Annotated in this window: 14 protein-coding genes and 1 pseudogene; 9 read left to right on the top strand and 6 right to left on the bottom strand. The window is 56.0% G+C overall.

Translation table 11 applies throughout. The annotated features are described in order from the left end of the window. Positions 1 to 124: pseudogene (locus P349_RS26285) on the bottom strand (ISNCY-like element ISTde1 family transposase); the annotation flags it as partial. Between the two features lie 226 nt (positions 125 to 350). Then, the gene (locus P349_RS14775; protein WP_032647832.1) at positions 351 to 2,132 is read right to left on the bottom strand and encodes a sigma-54 interaction domain-containing protein; all 1,782 of its coding nucleotides are present in this window, start codon (positions 2,130 to 2,132) and stop codon (positions 351 to 353) included. Positions 2,133 to 2,587: 455 nt separating this feature from the next. Here P349_RS14775 and ygeW point away from each other — a divergent pair, with 455 nt between their 5' ends. From ygeW to arcC, 5 genes are read left to right on the top strand one after another with little or no spacing between them, the layout of a single operon-like run. Further along, positions 2,588 to 3,775: a knotted carbamoyltransferase YgeW gene (gene ygeW / locus P349_RS14780; RefSeq protein ID WP_032647242.1), complete on the top strand. Its 1,188-nt coding sequence runs from the start codon at positions 2,588 to 2,590 to the stop codon at positions 3,773 to 3,775. Between the two features lie 59 nt (positions 3,776 to 3,834). Beyond that, complete coding sequence (gene dpaL / locus P349_RS14785; protein WP_032647244.1) at positions 3,835 to 5,034, top strand: diaminopropionate ammonia-lyase; 1,200 nt, start codon at positions 3,835 to 3,837, stop codon at positions 5,032 to 5,034. Positions 5,035 to 5,066: 32 nt separating this feature from the next. Next, on the top strand, positions 5,067 to 6,284 hold the full coding sequence (locus P349_RS14790; RefSeq protein ID WP_032647245.1) for a YgeY family selenium metabolism-linked hydrolase: 1,218 nt from the start codon (positions 5,067 to 5,069) through the stop codon (positions 6,282 to 6,284). Between the two features lie 44 nt (positions 6,285 to 6,328). Then, positions 6,329 to 7,735 carry a dihydropyrimidinase gene (gene hydA / locus P349_RS14795; RefSeq protein WP_032647247.1) on the top strand — a complete coding sequence of 469 codons (1,407 nt, stop codon included), beginning with the start codon at positions 6,329 to 6,331 and terminating at the stop codon, positions 7,733 to 7,735. 12 nt (positions 7,736 to 7,747) lie between these two features. Next, positions 7,748 to 8,680, top strand: a complete 933-nt coding sequence (arcC, locus tag P349_RS14800) for a carbamate kinase (protein WP_032647249.1) — start codon at positions 7,748 to 7,750, stop codon at positions 8,678 to 8,680. 59 nt (positions 8,681 to 8,739) lie between these two features. Here arcC and yqeB read toward each other — a convergent pair whose 3' ends face one another. After that, the gene (gene yqeB / locus P349_RS14805; RefSeq protein WP_032647251.1) at positions 8,740 to 10,365 is read right to left on the bottom strand and encodes a selenium-dependent molybdenum cofactor biosynthesis protein YqeB; all 1,626 of its coding nucleotides are present in this window, start codon (positions 10,363 to 10,365) and stop codon (positions 8,740 to 8,742) included. 42 nt (positions 10,366 to 10,407) lie between these two features. Further along, positions 10,408 to 11,166: a selenium cofactor biosynthesis protein YqeC gene (gene yqeC, locus P349_RS14810; RefSeq protein WP_032647834.1), complete on the bottom strand. Its 759-nt coding sequence runs from the start codon at positions 11,164 to 11,166 to the stop codon at positions 10,408 to 10,410. A gap of 32 nt (positions 11,167 to 11,198) precedes the next feature. Here yqeC and P349_RS14815 point away from each other — a divergent pair, with 32 nt between their 5' ends. The 3 genes from P349_RS14815 (at position 11,199) to ssnA (ending at position 16,440) form a co-directional block, all read left to right on the top strand. Then, positions 11,199 to 11,783, top strand: coding sequence for an NTP transferase domain-containing protein (locus P349_RS14815; protein WP_032647253.1), 585 nt, complete (start codon positions 11,199 to 11,201; stop codon positions 11,781 to 11,783). A 254-nt stretch (positions 11,784 to 12,037) separates the two neighbouring features. Further along, positions 12,038 to 15,109 carry a putative selenate reductase subunit YgfK gene (gene ygfK / locus P349_RS14820; protein ID WP_032647255.1) on the top strand — a complete coding sequence of 1,024 codons (3,072 nt, stop codon included), beginning with the start codon at positions 12,038 to 12,040 and terminating at the stop codon, positions 15,107 to 15,109. Then, complete coding sequence (gene ssnA, locus P349_RS14825) at positions 15,106 to 16,440, top strand: putative aminohydrolase SsnA (RefSeq protein ID WP_032647257.1); 1,335 nt, start codon at positions 15,106 to 15,108, stop codon at positions 16,438 to 16,440. Before ygfK ends, ssnA begins: the two co-directional genes overlap by 4 nt. Before the next feature lie 50 nt (positions 16,441 to 16,490). On the opposite strand, the gene P349_RS14830 is transcribed toward ssnA, so the two are convergent. Further along, positions 16,491 to 16,955 (bottom strand): 4Fe-4S dicluster domain-containing protein, encoded by a 465-nt coding sequence (locus P349_RS14830; RefSeq protein ID WP_032647259.1) that lies wholly within the window; start codon positions 16,953 to 16,955, stop codon positions 16,491 to 16,493. Then, complete coding sequence (gene ygfT / locus P349_RS14835) at positions 16,952 to 18,892, bottom strand: formate-dependent uric acid utilization protein YgfT (protein WP_032647262.1); 1,941 nt, start codon at positions 18,890 to 18,892, stop codon at positions 16,952 to 16,954. The genes P349_RS14830 and ygfT overlap by 4 nt, the downstream gene beginning before the upstream one ends. Positions 18,893 to 19,323: 431 nt before the next feature. On the opposite strand from ygfT, the gene P349_RS14840 reads away from it, so the two are divergent. Continuing rightward, the gene (locus P349_RS14840) at positions 19,324 to 20,796 is read left to right on the top strand and encodes a nucleobase:cation symporter-2 family protein (RefSeq protein ID WP_032647264.1); all 1,473 of its coding nucleotides are present in this window, start codon (positions 19,324 to 19,326) and stop codon (positions 20,794 to 20,796) included. The last annotated feature ends 74 nt before the right edge of the window (positions 20,797 to 20,870 follow it).

Below are 20,870 nucleotides of genomic sequence, written 5' to 3'. Positions count from 1 at the left end.
TTTCAACAGACACCGTGATGTTGTGGCGTTCGCGCAATTTTTCTGCGGCAAGCGTTGGTCCAAAGTCGCTGTAGTTATCGTGAAGCAAAGAAAGTACACGCAGCTTCAGTGACTCAGGAAGTCTGTGTCTCCACTGCAATAAGGTTCAATCCTTTATGCCAGAAAAAGTGACATCACTAAATGGGTTAAAAGTGACATCAGAATATTGGAGCCACAATATCGGTGCGCATAATGTATATTATGTTAAATGCGATAATTGAGGTGATAAGCCACCTATAGTCTGCTGGGGTCTTTCCTCCTCTGTTATGACAAAGCGACCCTGTCACAAGCCATTATCCCAGGACCAGAGTCTAGATAACGGTCAGCTCGTATTTTTTAATCTTGCGATACAGTGTGGCAATCCCGATACCCAATTCGTCTGCCGCCTGTTTCTTATTGCTATAGCGGCTTAGAGCATCGCGTATCATCTGCCGTTCCATCTCTTCAAGTCCGGTTACGCCCTCCTCTTCTTTCGCGGCTCTGCCCCTCGTTGCCCCTGACGTCCCTTCGCGTTCGCCGGATTTACCGCTGCTCACCAGGTTTGGCGGCAGCAGCGAGAGATCGATCACTTCGCCGGATGGGACCACGTTGACCAGGTACTCCATCAGGTTGCTTAACTCACGAATGTTACCAGGCCAGCGGTAGCTTTTCAGCAACGTAATCACCTCTGGCGCCACGCCCGGGTACACCAGTTCCAGCCGACGGGTATGCAGATGCAGGAAATAGTGAATTAGCAGCTCAATATCATCCTGGCGTTCACGCAGCGGCGGCAGGCGTAACGGAATGACGTTAAGCCGATAGTAGAGATCCTCACGAAACTTACCGTCGGCGATAAACCGATCGAGATTTTGATTGGTGGCGGAAATAATTCGAATATCCACCGGTACCGGATGGCTAGCCCCGACCGGCTGGATCTCGCGTGATTCAATGGCCCGCAGCAGCTTGGCTTGCAGAGTGAGCGGCATATCGCCAATTTCATCGAGAAACAGCGTCCCATGGTTAGCGGCCTGAATCAGCCCCGTTTTACCGTTGGCTGACGCGCCGGTGAAGGCCCCTTTCACATAACCAAACAGTTCGCTTTCCAGTAGCTGTTCGGGAATGGCGGCACAGTTGATGGCGATAAAAGGCATATCTTTGCGATCGCTCAGCTTGTGCACCGCACGAGCAACCACCTCTTTACCGGTTCCGCTTTCCCCGGCAATCATCACGCTTGATGGACTGGGTGCCACGCGGGTAATCAGCTTTTTAAGCTGCCGCATTGGGCGACACTCGCCGACCATCTGTTCAATCTGCGGCCCTTCCTGCGGCGCGGTAATCTCCGCCGAAGAGTGCGATTGATGAAACGCCATCAGAAACAGCCATTGATCCTGAATGGCATGTAGCTGACCAATAATTAGCTCTTTCTTATCATCAATAGAAATGACGTGCTGAACGTGACCGCGAATAAAGTTTTGCGCAAACGTCAGAGGCCGAAAATGAATCTCTTTACCCACCATACTCCCCTGGCTCACCCCAAGGATTTTTAACGCTGCCTGATTAACAAATTTGACTTTCTGCTCCTGACTTACAACCAGTACACCCTGGTCCATATTGTCAAGCATCGTTAAAAACATTTTCTGGATATTGTCGCAGCCGCTCTGATCCTCAAGTAAACGGGGGACAAATATGGAAGAGACGTGACGGACATAATCGGAAAACTCGGTGATGTTATCATTTATTCTTTCCTGCTGCTCGCGCGTCAGGGCAATCAGACTAATAACGCCAACGCACTGTTCCTGATAAATCACCGGTGTACCCAGGAAGGCCTTTTCTTTGCAGGTTTCTTTACTCTCACAACCTTTGCATAAGGGATCGAAACGCGAATGGGCCACCACCTTCTCTTTTTTTGTTTCAATAATGTAACGAAGAAGTCGCGAGTCTGTATTTAATTTACGGCCCAGGAATTTACCGTAACTTCCCGTACCGGCCACGCGGCACAGTGTATTATCGACAATTTCAACTTCTAGCTGGAGTACGCTGGAGAGCATGCGGGCAAAACGTTGAATGGTCGGCTGAATCTGCATCAAAATAGATGACGAACTGGAAGGTATCATAATATCACTCACTGAACGCTAACTGGATGAACGACAACGTTTATTTCTGTGCAATGATACTACCGCAGCCCTTAGCAATAATTGATGCTGGGGCCTTCTCTTTTTCGATTCTTGCGTCAATTATGGAGGCGGTATCACATTTTCATATCAATATGATAATTTTTATGCTGATTTTATCAATTTGGGGGGCTTCTCTTACGAGAGTCATTTGCTTCACGAAAACCCTGCATGTACAAATAAACATATAACAAAACTGCTCGCCGTCTTTTTTATTATCCATCGCCAAAGCGGCTTCTTTTTCGTGACAAACATCCCATAATTCCGCTGTTTTATCCGCGGCTAATCAGGTCCTTTTGAAATTGGCACGCTTATTGTTAATGAAATATCAGCGCTGGCATTTGCCGCAGCGGTAACCCGCAATCAATAAGCCCGTCATTCACGACCAGGATTGAAATATGAAAACTGTTAACGAACTGATTAAGGATATCAACACGCTGAATTCCAATCTGCATGATAAGGATTTTCTGCTGACATGGGAGCAGTCGCCGGATGAGCTCAAGCAGGTGCTGGACGTCGCGGAAGCGCTAAAAACGCTGCGTGCGGAAAATATCGCCACCAACGTGTTCAACAGTGGGCTGGGAATTTCGGTATTCCGTGATAACTCTACACGTACCCGCTTCTCCTATGCCTCAGCGCTAAATCTGCTCGGGCTGGCGCAGCAGGATCTCGACGAAGGGAAATCGCAAATTGCCCACGGTGAAACGGTGCGTGAAACCGCAAATATGATCTCCTTCTGCGCCGATGTTATCGGTATTCGCGATGACATGTATCTTGGCGCGGGTAATGCCTATATGCGTGAGGTTGGCGAAGCGCTGGATGACGGCTACAAGCAGGGTGTGCTGCCGCAGCGTCCGGCGCTGATTAACCTGCAATGCGATATTGACCACCCTACGCAAGCGATGGCCGATCTGGCGTGGTTGCGTGAACATTTTGGGTCGCTGGAGGATCTTAAAGGCAAGAAAATCGCCATGACCTGGGCCTACTCCCCAAGCTACGGTAAGCCTCTCTCCGTACCTCAGGGTATTATTGGCCTGATGACCCGTTTCGGTATGGACGTCACCCTCGCCCACCCGGAAGGTTACGACCTTATTCCTGACGTGATTGAAGTGGCGAAAAACAACGCCAAAGCGTCCGGCGGCAGCTTCCGCCAGGTGACGGATATGGCGGAAGCCTTTAAAGATGCTGATATCGTCTACCCGAAATCCTGGGCGCCGTATCAGGTCATGGAGCAGCGTACTGAGCTACTGCGTGCTAACGATCGCGACGGTCTGAAGGCGCTGGAGAAAGCCTGCCTGGCGCAGAACGCCCAGCATAAAGACTGGCACTGCACCGAAGAGATGATGGCAAAAACCCACGACGGCGAGGCGCTGTATATGCACTGCTTGCCAGCGGATATTACCGGCGTCTCCTGCAATGAAGGCGAAGTCTCCGAAGCTGTGTTCGAAAAATACCGTATCGCCACCTACAAAGAGGCCAGCTGGAAGCCGTACATCATCGCCGCCATGATCCTCTGCCGTAAATACGCGAAGCCGGGCATGTTGCTGGAGCAACTGCTGGCCGAAGCGCAAAACCGCATCAAATAGCCTTCCCTGCTGGCCTGAGGGCCAGCATCACTCCCCGTAATGACGAATAAGGACAGAGTATGTCTGCTTTCTCACTGAAAATGGATATTGCCGATAACCGTTTTTACACCGGCGAAGCGTCGCCGCTGTTCTCGCGCCAGCCTGCGCAACAGGCGCGCCGTTTTCATCAAAAAATTAGCGGCTATCAGCCGACGCCGCTGTACGCATTGAATGAACTGGCCGCCCTGTTTGGCGTGCGCAAAATTCTGGTGAAGGATGAGTCTCAGCGTTTTGGCCTTAACGCCTTCAAGATGCTCGGCGGTTCTTACGCAATTGCGCAATTGCTGTGTGAAAAGTATCAGCTGGATATCAACGAACTGTCGCTGGACGGCCTGAAATCACGCATTAAAGAGAAAATGACCTTCGCCACCACCACCGATGGTAACCACGGTCGTGGCGTTGCGTGGGCAGCGCAGCAGCTTGGGCAAAACGCGGTTATCTATATGCCGAAAGGTTCGGCACAAGAACGCGTGGACGCCATTCTACGTCTGGGCGCGGAATGTATCGTCACCGACATGAACTACGACGACACCGTGCGCTTCACCATGCAGACGGCGCAGAAAAACGGCTGGGAGGTAGTCCAGGACACCGCATGGGATGGTTACACCAAAATTCCCACCTGGATTATGCAGGGCTACGCCACGCTGGCTGATGAAGCCGTCGAACAGATGTCGTCGATGGGCATCGCTTGCCCAACGCACGTTTTCTTACAGGGCGGCGTGGGCGCGCTGGCCGGCGGCGTGCTGGGTTATCTGGTCGACGTTTACGGCGCGGGTAACCTGCATTCCGTTATCGTTGAGCCGGAGCTAGCCGACTGTCTCTACCGCTCCGGGCTAAAGGGGCAAATCGTCAACGTCGGCGGCAATATGGCCACCATCATGGCGGGGCTTGCCTGCGGTGAACCCAACCCGCTCGGGTGGGAAGTCCTGCGCAACTGCGCGAGCCAGTTTATTTCGTGTCAGGACGCGGTTTCCGCACTCGGTATGCGAGTGCTGGGCAACCCGATCGGCCACGATCCGCGCGTTATTTCCGGAGAGTCAGGCGCGGTCGGTCTTGGCGTGCTCGCCGCCGTTCACTACCACCCGCAGCGCGATGCGCTGATGAACAAACTGCAGTTGGATAGCCACTCCGTAGTGCTGATCGTCAGCACCGAAGGCGATACCGACGTGAAGCATTATCGGGAAGTCGTCTGGGAAGGCAAGCATCCGGCAGCACAATAACCCTTACAAATTAAGAACTGGAGAACATCCTCATGGCTAAGCATATTCCTTTTAAACTGATTGTTGAAAAAGCCAACCACTACCAGCAGGACATGACCCGCTTTTTGCGCGATATGATCGCCATCCCAAGCGAAAGCTGCGACGAAAAACGCGTGGTGCACCGCATCAAAGAAGAGATGGAGAAAGTCGGCTTCGATAAAGTGGAAATCGACCCTATGGGCAACGTGCTGGGCTATATTGGCCACGGCCCACGCCTGGTGGCGATGGATGCGCATATCGATACCGTAGGCATCGGTAATATCAAAAACTGGAGCTTCGATCCGTACCAGGGCATGGAAACCGATGAACTCATCGGCGGACGCGGCGCGTCGGACCAGGAAGGCGGGATGGCGTCCATGGTCTACGCCGGGAAAATTATCAAGGATCTGGGGCTGGAAGATGAATACACCCTGCTGGTGACCGGTACGGTGCAGGAAGAAGACTGCGACGGGCTGTGCTGGCAGTATATTATCGAGCAGTCCGGTATTCGTCCGGAGTTCGTGGTCAGTACTGAACCCACCGACTGTCAGATTTACCGCGGCCAGCGCGGGCGTATGGAAATCCGCGTGGATGTTTCTGGCGTTAGCTGCCACGGCTCCGCGCCGGAACGCGGCGACAACGCCATCTTTAAAATGGGGCCGATTCTCAACGAGCTGCAGGATCTCTCCCACAAGCTGGGCAACGATGAATTCCTGGGTAAAGGCACCCTCACCGTCTCGGAAATCTTCTTCACCTCGCCAAGCCGCTGTGCGGTCGCCGACAGCTGCGCCGTTTCCATCGACCGTCGTCTGACCTGGGGTGAAACCTGGGAAGGTGCGCTGGACGAAATTCGCGCCCTGCCTGCGGTACAAAAAGCCGGTGCGGTTGTCTCCATGTACAACTATGACCGCCCATCGTGGACCGGGCTGGTGTATCCAACCGAATGCTACTTCCCGACCTGGAAAGTGGAAGAGAATCACTTCACCGTGCGCGCGCTGAGCAACGCGTATGAAGGACTCTTCGGCAAGGCTCCGGTAGTGGATAAGTGGACCTTCTCAACCAACGGCGTCTCAATCATGGGCCGTCACGGCATTCCGGTGATTGGTTTCGGCCCGGGTAAAGAACCCGAAGCCCACGCGCCGAACGAAAAAACCTGGAAGTCTCACCTGGTCACCTGCGCCGCCATGTATGCCGCTATTCCGCTGAGCTGGCTGGCCACCGAGTCACTGTAGTCCGCTATTCCTCCCGCCGTTCGCGGCGGGAGTCTGGAGTTTATATGCGCGTACTGATTAAAAACGGCACCGTCGTCAACGCCGACGGACGAGCCAGACAGGACCTGCTGATTGAAAACGGCCTCATTAGCCAGCTGGCCGATAACATCACCGTTGAACAACCCTGCGAAGCGATCGACGCCAGCGGCTGCTACGTAATGCCCGGCGGCGTTGATGTTCATACCCATTTCAATATTGATACCGGCCTGGCCCGCAGCTGTGACGATTTCTTTACCGGCACCCGCGCGGCAGCCTGCGGCGGTACGACCACCATCGTCGATCATATGGGATTTGGCCCGGCAGGCTGCCGATTACGTCACCAACTGGAAACCTACCACGGCTACGCGTCCTACAAAGCGGTGATTGACTACAGCTTTCACGGCGTCATTCAGCACATCAACCACGCCATTCTCGATGAAATTCCCATGATGGTCGATGCGGGGATCAGCAGCTTTAAGCTCTATTTAACCTACCAGTACAAACTGAGCGACGACGATGTGCTACAGGCGATGCGTCATCTGCACGCCGCCGGCGCGCTCACCACCGTACACCCGGAAAACGACGCGGCCATTGCCCGTAAACGCTCGGAGTTTCTGGCGCAGGGAAAAACCGCACCGCGCTATCACGCCCTGAGTCGGCCGCTGGAGTGCGAGGCAGAGGCTATCGCCCGCATGATTAACCTCGCACAGCTCGCCGGTAACGCGCCGCTGTACATTGTGCATCTGTCGAACGGGCTGGGGCTGGAGTACCTGAAGCTGGCGCGTTCACGTCATCAGCAGGTATGGGTTGAAACCTGCCCACAGTATCTGCTGCTCGATGACCGCTGCTATGAACGCGAGGATGCGCTGAAGTATCTGCTCAGCCCGCCGCTGCGCAACGCCAGTAACAATGACGCGCTATGGTGTGGGGTGAGCGACGGTTCGATCGATGTGATGGCCACAGACCACTGTGCTTTTTCGATGGCCCAGCGCCAGCATTTATCGAAAGGCGATTTTAGCCGCTGCCCGAACGGCCTGCCGGGGGTGGAAAACCGTCTGCTGCTGCTGTTTTCCCACGGGGTAATGACCGGACGCATCACGCCCGAGCATTTTGTGGCGCTCACCAGCGCCAACCCGGCAAAACTGTTCGGCCTGTGGCCGCAAAAAGGCGTGCTGGCGCCTGGCGCGGATGGCGACGTGGTGATTATCGACCCGCGCCGCACCACCACTATTCGTCACGAAATGCTGCACGACAACGCCGACTATTCACCGTGGGAAGGATTTATCTGTCAGGGCTCCATTCGTCAGACGCTGTCGCACGGCCGGGTGATTTTCAACAACGGGACCTTTAGCGGCGTCGCCGGACAGGGCCGTTTCCTGCGTCGCGCCCCTTTTTCTTCCGCTCCGATCCCCATGAGCGGAATATCATCTTAAAGAGAGGATGTCATGAGTAAAAAAATCGTACTCGCGCTGGGCGGAAACGCGCTGGGCGACGACCTGGCCGGGCAAATGCAGGCCGTTAAACAAACCGCGCAGGCCATCGTCGACCTGATTGCGCAAGGCCACCAGGTGGTAGTGACGCACGGCAACGGCCCACAGGTCGGGATGATCAACCTGGCGTTTGAAGCGGCCGCCAAAACCGATGCCCATACCCCAATGCTGCCAATGTCGGTGTGCGTGGCGCTGAGCCAGGGCTATATCGGTTATGACCTGCAAAATGCGCTGCGCGAGGAGCTGTTGTCGCGCAATATGCATATTCCGGTCGCCACGCTGATTACCCAGGTGGAGGTCGACGCCAACGATCCGGCGTTCAGCAACCCAACCAAGCCTATCGGTTCCTTCTTTAGCAAAGAAGAAGCGGAACAGCTGGCCCTGAAAGGCGATATCCTGAAAGAAGACGCCGGGCGCGGATATCGTCGCGTGGTCGCCTCGCCTCAGCCTGTCGATATTATTGAAAAAGAGACGGTGAAGGCGTTGATAGATGCCTGCCATGTGGTGATCACCGCTGGCGGCGGCGGGATCCCGGTGATCCGCGAGGGGAATCATCTTCGCGGCGCCAGCGCGGTCATTGATAAAGACTGGGCTAGTGCGAAGCTGGCGGCGATGATTGATGCCGATATGCTCATCATTTTGACCGCAGTGGAGAAAGTGGCGATTAACTTTGGTAAACCCAACGAACAGTGGCTGGATAAACTCACCTTAGGCGATGCCGACCGTTTTATTGCCGAGGGCCACTTTGCCAAAGGCTCTATGCTGCCGAAAGTGGAGGCCGCCGCCTCCTTTGCCCGCTCTCGTCCAGGGCGTAAAGCATTGATTACCGTATTGAGCAAAGCGAAAGAAGGTATAGAAGGAATAACCGGCACGATTATCGAGGGGTAAACGTCGTCCGGCCGCACGAAGTGACGCCGGGGCAGGCTTTAAGCCGCCCCGGCGTTGGCTTACGCCTCAACCGGGCGACGGTTTTGCTGTTTAATACGCTGGTTTGTCAGCGTCATTAGCGCTTCCAGCACGCCACCACCAATCGCCCTCGCCTTATCCGATACGCTGGTGTAGTCAGCCTTATCGCCGCGTGGATCGATATCGCTGATTTTAAAACCAATATCCACCACCAGACCATCGCTCAGTAGCCCGCGCACCATGCCGCTGAGCGGTGCCCGAATCTCCGTCTCGCCTACGGTGGCAATCACGTCGCCCTCACTGACGATATCGCCTAACTTCACGCGCGAGCGCATCACCCCCGCGCCAGGCGCGCGGATCACCCGTTTTGCGGTATGCCCCATAATGTTACCCGGTACGCCGGTGTTATCCTGCGCGCGGCCCTGATAGATAACCTGACCCAGCCAGTGCCCACGGTTGGTTTCAATCACCGCATGGCAGTCGATACCCGCGTAAAAGCCCGGCCCCAGCGCAATGACCGACGGCGCCAGCCCGCAGTGGGTACCCAGATTTTCTTTCGCGAGGATGGCATCGACCACACAGCCAGGATTCAGCTCGCGCAGAGATTCACACAGCGGATCAACCAACACTGGAATCACACCGTTATCCGCCACCTGGATCGCCTCCTGGACGGAACCGACGCGGAGGGCGGTCACGCCTTCTACCGTCATTTCTCCGTCAAAAACCGCCTGGGCAAAGGCCACGGTACGGCGGATCACCGTCGGTTTCTCCACCTCCAGCATCACCACTTTAAAACCGGCGTGCCACAGCCGCAGCGCCACACCCGTCGCAATATCCCCCGCCCCGCGAATGGCTACCTGCAGCGGCTGCGTGGGAGAGTCGCTGGCCATCATCAGCCCGCCCGGCGCGTTATTTTTGACCTGTAAGATCTCCGCCAGCACGCTGATGGCGATTTCATTCGGCGTCTCAGCACCAATGTTGTAGCCCACCGGCGCGTGCAGACGGGCGATATGCTCCTCCGCGACGCCGTTTTCGCGCAGCTGGCGTAAAAACACCTGTACCTTGCGACGGCTGGCCAGCAGCCCCAGCCAGGCAGCAGGCAGTTCGACCAGCTTATCCAGCGCTTCGCGATCCTGGTTATTGGTGGCGATCAGGACATAGTTATCTGGCTGAACGGCCAGTTTATCGATGGCCGCGCCAAAGCTCTCGGCGTGCACCAGCTGGGTTAACGGCGGGAAACGTTCAGGATTGAGGCTTTCCTGATAAATATCCGCCACCGCGAGTTCAAAACCGAGCAGCGCAGCGCTGTGAGCTACGGCGCGATTCACGTGCCCGGCACCAATTAACACCAGCCTGGGACGCAGTCCATGAACGCTGATGTACACCGACATCGCGCCGCCGCAGTCCGAGCCCACCGCATCGGCCCCGGAGCGCGCCATTCGGCCATGAAACATGCGCGAGGCCTTTTCACGCAGGGCATCAAGCGCTTCATCAATCACCCGGCGTTCAACCATGCCGCCGCCGATGGTGCCGAGAATGCTGCCATCATCACGAACCAGCATCTGTGCGGAATGTCGGGGAGTGGAACCACGGCTGTCGACGATTTGTGCCAGCGCGAACGGACGGTTTTGTGCTTCGAGTCTTGCCGCTTCTGAGAAAATATTCATAACAACCTCAAATGGATATCCTTTCATTACCCCCGAATGGAGTCACTTTCTCACTCGTCTGCGCGTAATCGCCGGACGCGACTGGACCGAGCCGGCCCAGATAGCGTCAACGTCCTTTCTCATTATCAAATTGCCAGGCTGCAAATTCTCATTTTGAGAAAGTTGGTTGAGCAGCCAGATACGCCGACAGCCCGTCGGCGCGCCTTTAAACGCCCCTTCCGGATGCTGAACCAGGCGATGCAGCATCGGCCACGTCAGCACGTCATGCGCCTTGACGCCGGTGATGCGGGAAAAAAGTGGCCAGCGGTGGACAGCGGCTGGCCCAATTGCTTTCCCGAGCATCTCTGCTCCGGTAATGGCAACTACGCAACAACAGGAATAAGGGATGCAAGGTTCGTGCACATCCGGCGCTTTTAGTGCAAAACCGTGAGCGCCGTCAGCTTCTACCAGCACGACGTCCGGCTGGCCGCTTGCCATGAGCGCATCCAGTTGCGCTGGCGTGAAGCCTCTGACCTTTCCCGCTTCCGGCAGCCATGCAGAAAAACACCCCTGCAGCGGCCGCTGCCAGAACGTGGCGGGCAGCGCCTGCGGGTCGCGACAGAGGGTCACCGGCAGCGTGTGGGGGACAAACATGTGGGTGGTGGTGGTCAGCAACACGCGCCGCCCCGCCTGCTGAAACAGCTCGGCCAGCCAGAATAAGGTGCTGGTTTTGCCGCCCGCCCCTACGGCGGCGATCAGCAAAGGGCAGGCAGTGGCGTTTAAATCACATAACAGCTCGTCAACGTGCGGTATATTTTCCATGTTACGCATTATCTCTATATTCAGGAGCCAAAATGCAGGTCGATTGCATTATTACCGCCGCGGGGCTGTCCTCCCGGATGGGACAATGGAAAATGATGTTACCCTGGCAAGGTGGCACAATACTTGATGCAAGTATTAAAAATGCGCGCCGCTGCTGCTCGCATATTATTTTAGTGACCGGATTTCGCCATCAAGAGCTAATGGCACGTTATTCATCGGTCCCGAACCTGACGCTGATTTATAATCCTGACTTCCGCCATGGGCTCTATTCTTCTGTGAAAGCGGGTGTTCAGGCATTACGTCATGATTATTGTTTTATCACCCACGGAGACCTGCCATGCCTTGACGATGATATTTATCAAGGTCTGTGGCAACAGCGCTTTGAGGGCACGCTGATGCCCTATTACGCCGGGATTCCGGGGCACCCGATCCTCACCTCTGCCGGCAACTTGCGGCGCTGTTTAAGCGGAGATAAGCAGGCATCGGTACGCCAGTCGCTGCTCACCGGCCCATGTCGTCAGCTCACGCTCAATAATCCAGCGATCATTCTCGATATTGATACGCCGGAAGATTTTAGTCGACTCAATAAGGATAAAAATAAAGATTTGCGCAAATGATATTATCAATTTGATAGGGCACTGTCGTTTTTGAGAAATAAGAAACGTACTTCTATTGAGTGATTTTAATTCTCATCAATGACCCCAACTTCTCTTTCTAAAGCCGTTTTAACTTTAGACTTCCCTCACATTTTTGCACCCATTCCGTCTATGAGTCCAATTTCTGGTGTGATTGTTGCTCAGCTCCCCTTACCCGTCGGAATTATCGCAATGCCGACCACTATGATTTTACAGGTAAGTCTAAGGAGAGGATTATGGGCGATATCATGCGTCCCGTTCCGTTTGAGGAACTCTTAACGCGTATTGTTGATGAATACCAGAATCATCGTTCCATCTTTGGTATTCCGGAGCAGCAGTTTTATTCAGCGAACGCCCCGCAGAAGGTGAGCGTATTTAGTGAAACCTGCGCCACGCCGATTGGACCGGCTGCGGGGCCGCATACCCAACTGGCGCAAAACATTATTACATCATGGCTCACCGGCGGGCGGTTTATCGAACTGAAAACGGTACAAATCCTCGACCGTCTGGAGCTGGAAAAGCCCTGTATTGATGCCGAAGACGAATGCTTCAACACTGAATGGTCCACCGAATTTACCCTGCTGAAAGCCTGGGATGAGTACCTGAAGGCGTGGTTTATTCTGCACCTGCTGGAGGAGATCCTGCCGCTGACGCCGGTGAAAGACGGTAAGTCGTTTATCTTCAATATGAGCGTTGGCTATAACCTTGAGGGCATTAAACAGCCGCCAATGCAGCAGTTTATCGACAACATGATGAACGCGGGATCGCAGCCGAAATTTACCCGGTATTGCGACACGCTGACCCGCTGGCTGCGACAGCATCAGCCAGAAAAAGCCGCGCTGGTGAACCGCATTCCGGCAAAACTGGTTCAGGGGGTGACGCTTTCTACGATGCACGGCTGCCCTCCGGACGAAATTGAAGCAATCTGCCGCTACATGCTGGAAGAAAAGCAGCTGAACACATTTGTGAAACTTAACCCGACGCTGCTGGGCTTCAAACGGGTACGTGAAATTCTCGATACCTGCGGCTTTGGCTATATTGGTCTGAACGAAGCGTCGTTTGACCACGACCTGAAAATAGGCCAGGCGCTGGAGATGCTCAAACGCCTGATGTCGCTCGCTAAAAGCAAGAATCTTGGCTTCGGCGTGAAGTTAACCAATACCCTTGGTACGGTGAACAATAAAGGCGCGCTGCCCGGCGAGGAGATGTACATGTCCGGGCGCGCGCTGTTCCCGTTGTCGATCAACGTCGCCGCCCTGCTGTCGCGCGAGTTTGACGGAAAGCTGCCGATTTCTTATTCCGGCGGCGCGAGCCAGCTCAACATCCGCGACATTTTCGAGACCGGCATTCGCCCGATCACCATGGCAACCGATCTGCTGAAACCCGGCGGCTATCTGCGCTTAAGCGAATGTATGCGCGAGCTGGAACAGGCCGACGGCTGGCAGATGACGCAGGTCGACGTTAAGCGCCTGAACGCGCTGGCGGAAAAAGCGGTCAGCATGGAGTATACCCAGAAGCACTGGAAACCGGACGACCGGATTGATGTGGGTGAAAAGCTGCCGTTGACCGACTGCTACGTCGCCCCCTGCGTCAGCGCGTGTGCTATCAAGCAGGATATCCCCGAGTACATTCGGCTGATGGGCGAACAGCGCTACGTTGACGCGCTGGAGCTTATCTATCAACGCAACGCGCTGCCGGCGATTACCGGACATATCTGCGACCATCAGTGCCAGTACAACTGTACGCGCCTCGACTACGACAGCGCACTGAACATTCGTGAACTGAAGAAAATCGCCCTCGAAAAAGGCTGGGATGACTATCAGCGTCGCTGGCATAAACCCGCCGGTTCAGACACCCAGCACCCGGTTGCGGTGATCGGCGCGGGACCCGCAGGTCTGGCCGCCGGATATTTCCTTGCGCGCGAAGGTTACAGTGTCACGTTATTCGAACGCGAAGCTAACGCCGGTGGCGTGGTGCGCAACATAATTCCTCAGTTCCGTATCCCCGGAGAGCTTATCCAGCAGGATATCGACTTTGTGGTGAGTCACGGCGTCAATATTGTCTACGGCTGCGATCCCCACCTGACGGTGGAAAAGCTCCAGCAACAGGGATTCCGCTACGTTCTGGTCGGCACTGGCACCGATAAAAACAGCGGCGTGAAGCTCCAGGGTGATAACCCGAACGTGCGTAAATCGTTGTCCTTCCTGCGTGAATATAACCGGGGCGAGAACCTGCAGTTAGGTAAGCACGTGGCTATCGTTGGCGCGGGGAATACCGCGATGGACTGCGCGCGTGCGGCCTTACGCGTACCGGGCGTTGAGCAAGCGACCGTCATCTACCGCCGTTCGCAGCAGGAGATGCCAGCCTGGCGTGAAGAGTATGAAGAAGCCGTACACGATGGTGTCACCTTCCGCTTCCTCAATAATCCAGAGCGATTCGATGCCGACGGTACGCTAACCGTACGCGTAATGGCGCTGGGCGATATCGATGAAAAAGGCCGTCGCCGCCCGGTAGAGACAGCAGAAACCTGTACGTTACGGGTCGACACGTTGATTACCGCCATTGGTGAACAACAGGACGGCGATGCGCTGGCCGCGATGGGCATTCCGTTGGACGCCCACGGCTGGCCGGAAGTGAACGCCGATGGTGAAACCCAAAAACCGGGTGTATTCCTGATTGGCGACGTTCAGCGTGGACCGTCTTCAATTGTTTCCGCCATCGGCAACGCTCGCCGGGCAACGGAGACGATTCTGGCGCGGGAAAATATCCGCAGCCATCATGGCGACAAGCACTGGAACAACGTAGATCCCGCTGAAGTGTACCGGCGTAAAGGCGCCATTGTGGTCGCCAACGTAGGCAAAGACGATCGCGACGCGTTCGTTGCTCAGGAAGCCGCACGCTGTCTGGAATGCAACTATGTGTGCAGTAAATGCGTGGACGTTTGCCCGAACCGCGCCAACGTGTCGATTGCCGTACCCGGTTTCGAAAACCGCTTTCAGACGCTGCACCTCGACGCCTACTGCAACGAATGCGGCAACTGCGCCCAGTTCTGTCCGTGGCAGGGTAAACCGTATAAGGACAAAATTACCGTCTTCAGCCTGCCGCAGGATTTCAGCAACAGCAGCAATCCGGGCTTCCTGGTCGATGGGAATCGCGTCCATATTCGCCAGAACGATCAAACCTGGCTGCTGACGTTCGACGATGGCGGGCAGTTCAACCAGATACCACCGCAGCTGGAAGCCATGTGCCGCATCATCAGCCATGTCTATTGCCATCACCACTATCTTCTGGGGGCCGTTGAAGTATGAGTCAGCTAATGCTAAAAAGCGCCACCATCGCCCAACTCTATCCGGCAATGGTGCAGGAAAATGTCGACATCGTAATCGAAAATACGGACATCGTCGCGGTCGGTCACGATCTTGGCCATCAATACCCGCAGGCAAAAATAAAGGAGATGCACGGCAAGCTGGTGATGCCGGGAATGGTCTGTTCCCACAACCACTTCTATTCGGGATTATCGCGCGGCATTCAGGCCAATATCGCCCCGAGCCCGGACTTTATCTCGACGCTGAAAAACCTATGGTGGCGGCTAGACCGCGCGCTGGACGAAGAGTCGCTGTACTACAGCGGGCTTATCTGCGCCATGGAGGCGATTCGCAGCGGCTGCACGGCGGTCATCGATCATCATGCCTCGCCGAACTACATTGCCGGCTCACTGAGCCAGCTCCGTAACGCGTTCCTGAAGGTGGGCCTGCGCGGCATGACCTGCTTTGAAACCACCGATCGCAACGGTGGCCAGCAGGAGCTACAGGCCAGCGTAGAAGAAAATATCCGCTTTGCTCGCGAAATTGACCACGCGCGCGAAGCGGGGAATGCGCCATACCTGGTCGAGGCGCATATCGGCGCGCATGCACCGTTTACCGTCACCGATGCTGGTTTATCGATGCTAAGCGAAGCAGTGAAGGCGACCGGCCGCGGGCTGCATATCCACGCGGCGGAGGACAGCTATGACGTCTCGCATAGTCATCATCACTACGCTAAGGATCTGCTGGTTCGCCTGGCGGAATTTGACCTGATCGGCCCTAAGACGCTGATCGCTCACGGCCTGTATCTCTCCGACGCCGATATCGCCTTACTGAACGAACGCGACGGTTTCCTGGTGCATAACGCGCGTTCAAACATGAATAACCACGTGGGTTACAACCACAAGCTGACCACCTACCGCAACCTGGCGCTGGGCACCGACGGCATCGGTTCCGATATGTTTGAAGAGCTTAAGTTCGCGTTCTTCAAGCATCGCGACGCCGGTGGCCCGCTCTGGCCAGACAGTTTTGCCCGGGCGCTCAGCAACGGTAATACACTACTCAGCCGCAACTTCAATGCGCAGTTTGGCCGTATTGCAGCGGGATATAAAGCGGATCTCACCGTCTGCGACTATCTGCCGCCTACCCCGTTATTGGCGGAAAACATCGCCGGGCATATCGCCTTTGGCATGGGATCGGGCAGCGTACACAGCGTGATGGTCAACGGCGTGATGGTCTATGAAAACCGCCAGTTTACCTTCGACTGCGAGCCGATTTTTGCCGAAGCGCGTAAGGTGGCGGTGAAGATGTGGAAACGGATGGATGGACTAGACTGAACCACAACATCAGGCCCGGTCGCGCATGCGGGCCGGGCCTGGCTATAACGTCAGAATGCGGTGGTTATCTTGCGCTGCTTTTGCATTTCCGCCAGCGCCTCGCCGGTGATTTTACTTAACGCCGCCGTTGGGCAGACGTCAATACAGGCCGGGCCGCGTTCGCGCCCGTGGCAGAGATCGCACTTCACAATCGTCGCTGATTTATATTTCGCCACCTCGACGCTAATCACGCCAAACGGACAGGCCAACACGCAACTCTGACAGCCGATACAGCGGGCGACATCGGCTTCCACCCGCTCGTCCCCCATGGTTAATGCGCCCACTGGGCACGCCCCCACGCAGGGGGCATTTTCACACTGATGACACATTACCGGCACGCTAAGCGTATTCAAACGCAGCACCGTTAAGCGCGGCGCGAACGCCGCATGTTCTGTGGCATGTTCCAGCGCGCAGGCAATCTCGCAGGTGCGACAGCCAATGCAGGACGCCGGGTTGGCCATGATAAAGCTGGTCATGCCCCCTCCTTGCTGTTAAACAACGTCAGCATTTCACTGGCGGCCTGACGCCCCGCCACCATCGCCGTGACCACCAGGTCAGCGCCGTGTACCGCGTCACCGCCGGCAAAAATCTTGTCGTTGCTGGTTTGCGTGGTGCCGCGACCGCTGCCGCCGGTCCGGATCTGCCCCCAGCGGTCCAGCTGAACGCCGTGGCCGCGTAGCCATGGCATATCGTGAGCCTGGAAACCAAATGCCATGATCAGGACATCCGCCTGTATCTCAAAGCCGGAGCCCACAATCGGCCTTGGACGGCGGCGGCCATCCGCCCCAGGTTCTCCCATGTCGGTGCGAATCATGCCGATCGCGCTGACCTGCCCCTTACGGTTGCGCTGGATATACTGCGGCTGGACGTTGAACTGGAATTCCACACCCTCCTCCCGCGCGTTGACCACCTCTTTTATTGAGCCGGGCATGCTCAGCTCGTCGCGACGATAGGCGCAGGTCACGCTCGCGGCCCCGCGCCGCACCGCCGTACGCAGGCAATCCATCGCGGTATCGCCGCCGCCAAGCACCACCACGTGCTTGTCCTGAATATCAACAAGCGGATACTCCGCGCTCTCTTCAAGCCCCATCACCTCGCGGGTGCTGGCGATCAGGAACGGCAGCGCCTGGACCACGCCAGGCGCGTCTTCACCCTCCAGCCCCGCGGCCATCAGGCCATAGGTGCCGACGCCGAGGAATACCGCATCGTAATTGGCGACCAAATCGTGAAAGTCGATATCACGCCCAACTTCCTGGTTTAAATGAAATTGAATGCCCATTTCGCTGAAGATCGTCCGGCGCATGCCAAGGATCCCTTTATCCAGCTTGAAGGGTGGGATGCCAAACGTCAGCAGGCCGCCAATTTCCGGATGCTTATCAAAGACATCCACCTGTACCCCTGCACGCACCAGAATATCGGCGCAGCCCAGCCCCGCAGGCCCCGCGCCAATAATGGCAACCCGCTCCTTGCGCGGCGTCACGCCAGCCACCTCCGGACGCCAGCCCATAGCAAACGCGGTGTCGGTGATGTAGCGTTCGAGATTGCCAATCGCCACCGAGCCCCCCTCGTTTTTCAGTGTGCAGGCCCCTTCGCATAAACGATCCTGCGGGCAAACGCGGCCACAAATTTCCGGCAATGAGCTGCTCTGATGGCACAGCTCCGCCGCTTCAATGATTTTTCCTTCATTAACCAGGCGAATGAAATCGGGAATGTGGTTATGCAGCGGGCAGGTCCAGTTGCACCACGCTTTCTGCGCGCAGCTCAGGCAGCGTTCGCTCTCATATTCGGCTTCTGAGCAGCCCAGGCCGTAGTAAATCTCCTCGAAATGCGTTTTGCGCAGCGCTGCGTCGACTTTTTGCGCCCCGAAGCGAGGGGGTTTAGCGAGGAACATTTCACGAAGCCGCGGCTGGCGCGGCTGCACCGTCTGCCCGAGTACGGTACGCGTCTGCCGCTCGCGGCGCATCTTTTCAAGCTGTTGCTCATCCATCAGGCGCAGCGCCTGCGTTGGGCAGGTGGCCACGCAGGCCGGTTGGCCGCTGGGGTGTTCGCTGCACAGGTCGCATTTCTGCGCCAGCTGCGGCGCGTCTTCATTGGCGGCGACCATTTCGATAGCCCCGAACGGACAGCTGATGACGCAGTTCTTACAGCCAATACATTTTTCCTGCTTCAGCTGAATGCTGTTGTTAGCGAAATAGAGCGCCTCAGTTGGGCAGGACGCCACGCAGGGAGCGTCGTTACAGTGGTGGCAAGTGGCGGTACGGCTCTCTTTACGGTGGAAAACAACGTGAATGCGCGGCATGAAATCGCGGCGCTGCAGCGGCCAGTTATCCTGATGATGGGCGGTCACGCAAGCAACCTCGCAGGCATGACAACCAATACAGCGGGTGGCATCAGCCACAATAAATCGGTTCATTGGCTTCCCTTTTATTATTCAGATATTCATCAAGGGTCGCGATGCAATATTCAGGCGCATTTTTGGTTTCACGTCTGCTGGGGTTATTTTTTGCGATGCAGGTCAAATAAACAATTATTCTCATTTTTCCGCGTCGGCGTCTTTTATCTTATTCGATACCAAAATGAGAGACTTACTCTCATAGTGATAGCCGGGCATTTATTCCCCTTTCATTCCTGTTTCACCACCGCGTAGTTATATCCAACAAGTCGTGACTCCATTCACAAAAATATTCTTTGCTCCGCCAAACGGTTAATTCTGGCACAGCTTACGCATAGTTTTCGCCGTGCGCGCATCACGCTGATGACGACATCAGTTCAGGGAGGCAACTGCCTTCGAATCGTAACTTCCGCTCTCAACCAGGCGAAAGTCGTAAAGGAGATAACCACCTCATGAAAGATTCAGCCATTCCTGCCTCACGCTCGACGGCTTCAACGGCGCCGGTCGATGAGGTTTTGCCGGTAACGCAAATGATTCTCTACGGACTGCAGCACGTGCTGGTGATGTACGCCGGTGCGGTGGCCGTTCCTCTGGTGGTGGGCAACGCCGTTGGCCTACCCGCCGAGCACATCATTCTATTGATTAGCGCCGATCTGTTTATCTGCGGCGCGGCAACCATCGTCCAGTCGATGGGGATTCGTCCCTGGCTCGGCTGCCGGTTGCCGCTGATTCAGGGCTGCACCTTCGCCGCGCTGATCCCGATGGTGCTGATTGGCAAAGAGTACGGTATCGGTGCTATTTCCGGTTCGGTAATTGTCTCAGGGATCTTTATCCTCTGCTGCGCGCCGTGGATTAGTCGCCTGATTCGTTTCTTTCCCAGGGTGGTGATGGGCAGTATTGTCACGCTGATTGGCCTGTCGATTATGCCGGTGGCCGGCGGGTGGATCGGCGGCGGGAGCAGTGAAATGCAAGGCTTCGGCGACCTGTTTTCCCTGCTGATGGCCGCGATTACGCTGGTCATCATTCTCAACCTGTACACCTTCGCCACCGGGGTGGTCAAAAACACGGCGGTGCTGATCGGGCTGATTATTGGCACTATCCTCTGGAGCTTCTTCAAGCCGCTCGACTTTCACCTGGTGAACGCCACCCCGTGGCTGCATCTGCCGTTGGTCATGCAGTTTGCCCGCCCTGAGTTTCATATCGTTCCCGTCGCCCTGCTGTCCATGGTCATGGTCGTGGTGATGGTGGAAACCATGTCCTCGATTATGGCCACCGGCGATATCGTCGGTAAGAAAGTGGATGCCACCATGCTACGCAACGGCCTGAACACCTGCGGGCTGGCCACCACCATTTGCGGCTTCTTCAACCTTTTCCCCTATGCCGCTTTTGCGCAGAACGTCGGCCTAATCGGCCTGACCGGCGTACGCAGCCGCTTTGTGGTATCGGTCTCTGGGGCGATTCTCATTTTGATGGGCCTGTTCTCGAAAATGGCCGCGCTGGTTGTGCTGATCCCCAAACCGATCCTGGGCGGCGCCGGGATCGTGATGTTTGGCATGGTCGCCGTCTCCGGTATTCGTACCCTTGGCCAGGTCGACTACCGTAACAATAACAATGGCATGGTGGTAGCACTGACGCTTGGTCTGGGCATGATGCTGGTCCTGGTACCCAACCTGTTTACCCAGTTCCCGCCGATGATGCAGCTGTTCCTCCACAGCGGTATTACCATCGGGACGCTCACGGCAATCGTCGCCAACCTGACGCTCAACGGCAGCGTGCCACTGCGTATTTCTCACGATATTCCGGAACCCGATCCGCTGCCGCCGAGCGCCGCGGCACGAAATATGGCGGTACGCACCGTTCGAATGTGGCTGCTGCTGCGCAAGGTACAGAAGGGCCAACAGCCACAGCACAGCGGGGGAGAATAATGCAAAACCGAATCATACTGGCGTTGCTGGTGCTGGCGTTAATGACCCTGCCCGCCGTCCAGCACGCCATTGCC

The sequence above is a fragment of the Enterobacter sp. DC4 genome, from assembly GCF_000568095.1.
In the GTDB taxonomy this organism is placed as follows: domain Bacteria; phylum Pseudomonadota; class Gammaproteobacteria; order Enterobacterales; family Enterobacteriaceae; genus Enterobacter; species Enterobacter pseudoroggenkampii.
This window is presented reverse-complemented; position numbering and strand designations above follow the sequence as displayed.

Excerpts from the sequence above, each read along its gene's own strand:
- P349_RS14775 (WP_032647832.1), bottom strand. The coding sequence starts at position 2,132 with ATGATACCTTCCAGTTCGTCATCTATTTTGATGCAGATTCAGCCGACC.
- ygeW (WP_032647242.1), top strand. The coding sequence starts at position 2,588 with ATGAAAACTGTTAACGAACTGATTAAGGATATCAACACGCTGAATTCC.
- dpaL (WP_032647244.1), top strand. The coding sequence starts at position 3,835 with ATGTCTGCTTTCTCACTGAAAATGGATATTGCCGATAACCGTTTTTAC.
- P349_RS14790 (WP_032647245.1), top strand. The coding sequence starts at position 5,067 with ATGGCTAAGCATATTCCTTTTAAACTGATTGTTGAAAAAGCCAACCAC.
- hydA (WP_032647247.1), top strand. The coding sequence starts at position 6,329 with ATGCGCGTACTGATTAAAAACGGCACCGTCGTCAACGCCGACGGACGA.
- arcC (WP_032647249.1), top strand. The coding sequence starts at position 7,748 with ATGAGTAAAAAAATCGTACTCGCGCTGGGCGGAAACGCGCTGGGCGAC.
- yqeB (WP_032647251.1), bottom strand. The coding sequence starts at position 10,365 with ATGAATATTTTCTCAGAAGCGGCAAGACTCGAAGCACAAAACCGTCCG.
- yqeC (WP_032647834.1), bottom strand. The coding sequence starts at position 11,166 with ATGGAAAATATACCGCACGTTGACGAGCTGTTATGTGATTTAAACGCC.
- P349_RS14815 (WP_032647253.1), top strand. The coding sequence starts at position 11,199 with ATGCAGGTCGATTGCATTATTACCGCCGCGGGGCTGTCCTCCCGGATG.
- ygfK (WP_032647255.1), top strand. The coding sequence starts at position 12,038 with ATGGGCGATATCATGCGTCCCGTTCCGTTTGAGGAACTCTTAACGCGT.
- ssnA (WP_032647257.1), top strand. The coding sequence starts at position 15,106 with ATGAGTCAGCTAATGCTAAAAAGCGCCACCATCGCCCAACTCTATCCG.
- P349_RS14830 (WP_032647259.1), bottom strand. The coding sequence starts at position 16,955 with ATGACCAGCTTTATCATGGCCAACCCGGCGTCCTGCATTGGCTGTCGC.
- ygfT (WP_032647262.1), bottom strand. The coding sequence starts at position 18,892 with ATGAACCGATTTATTGTGGCTGATGCCACCCGCTGTATTGGTTGTCAT.
- P349_RS14840 (WP_032647264.1), top strand. The coding sequence starts at position 19,324 with ATGAAAGATTCAGCCATTCCTGCCTCACGCTCGACGGCTTCAACGGCG.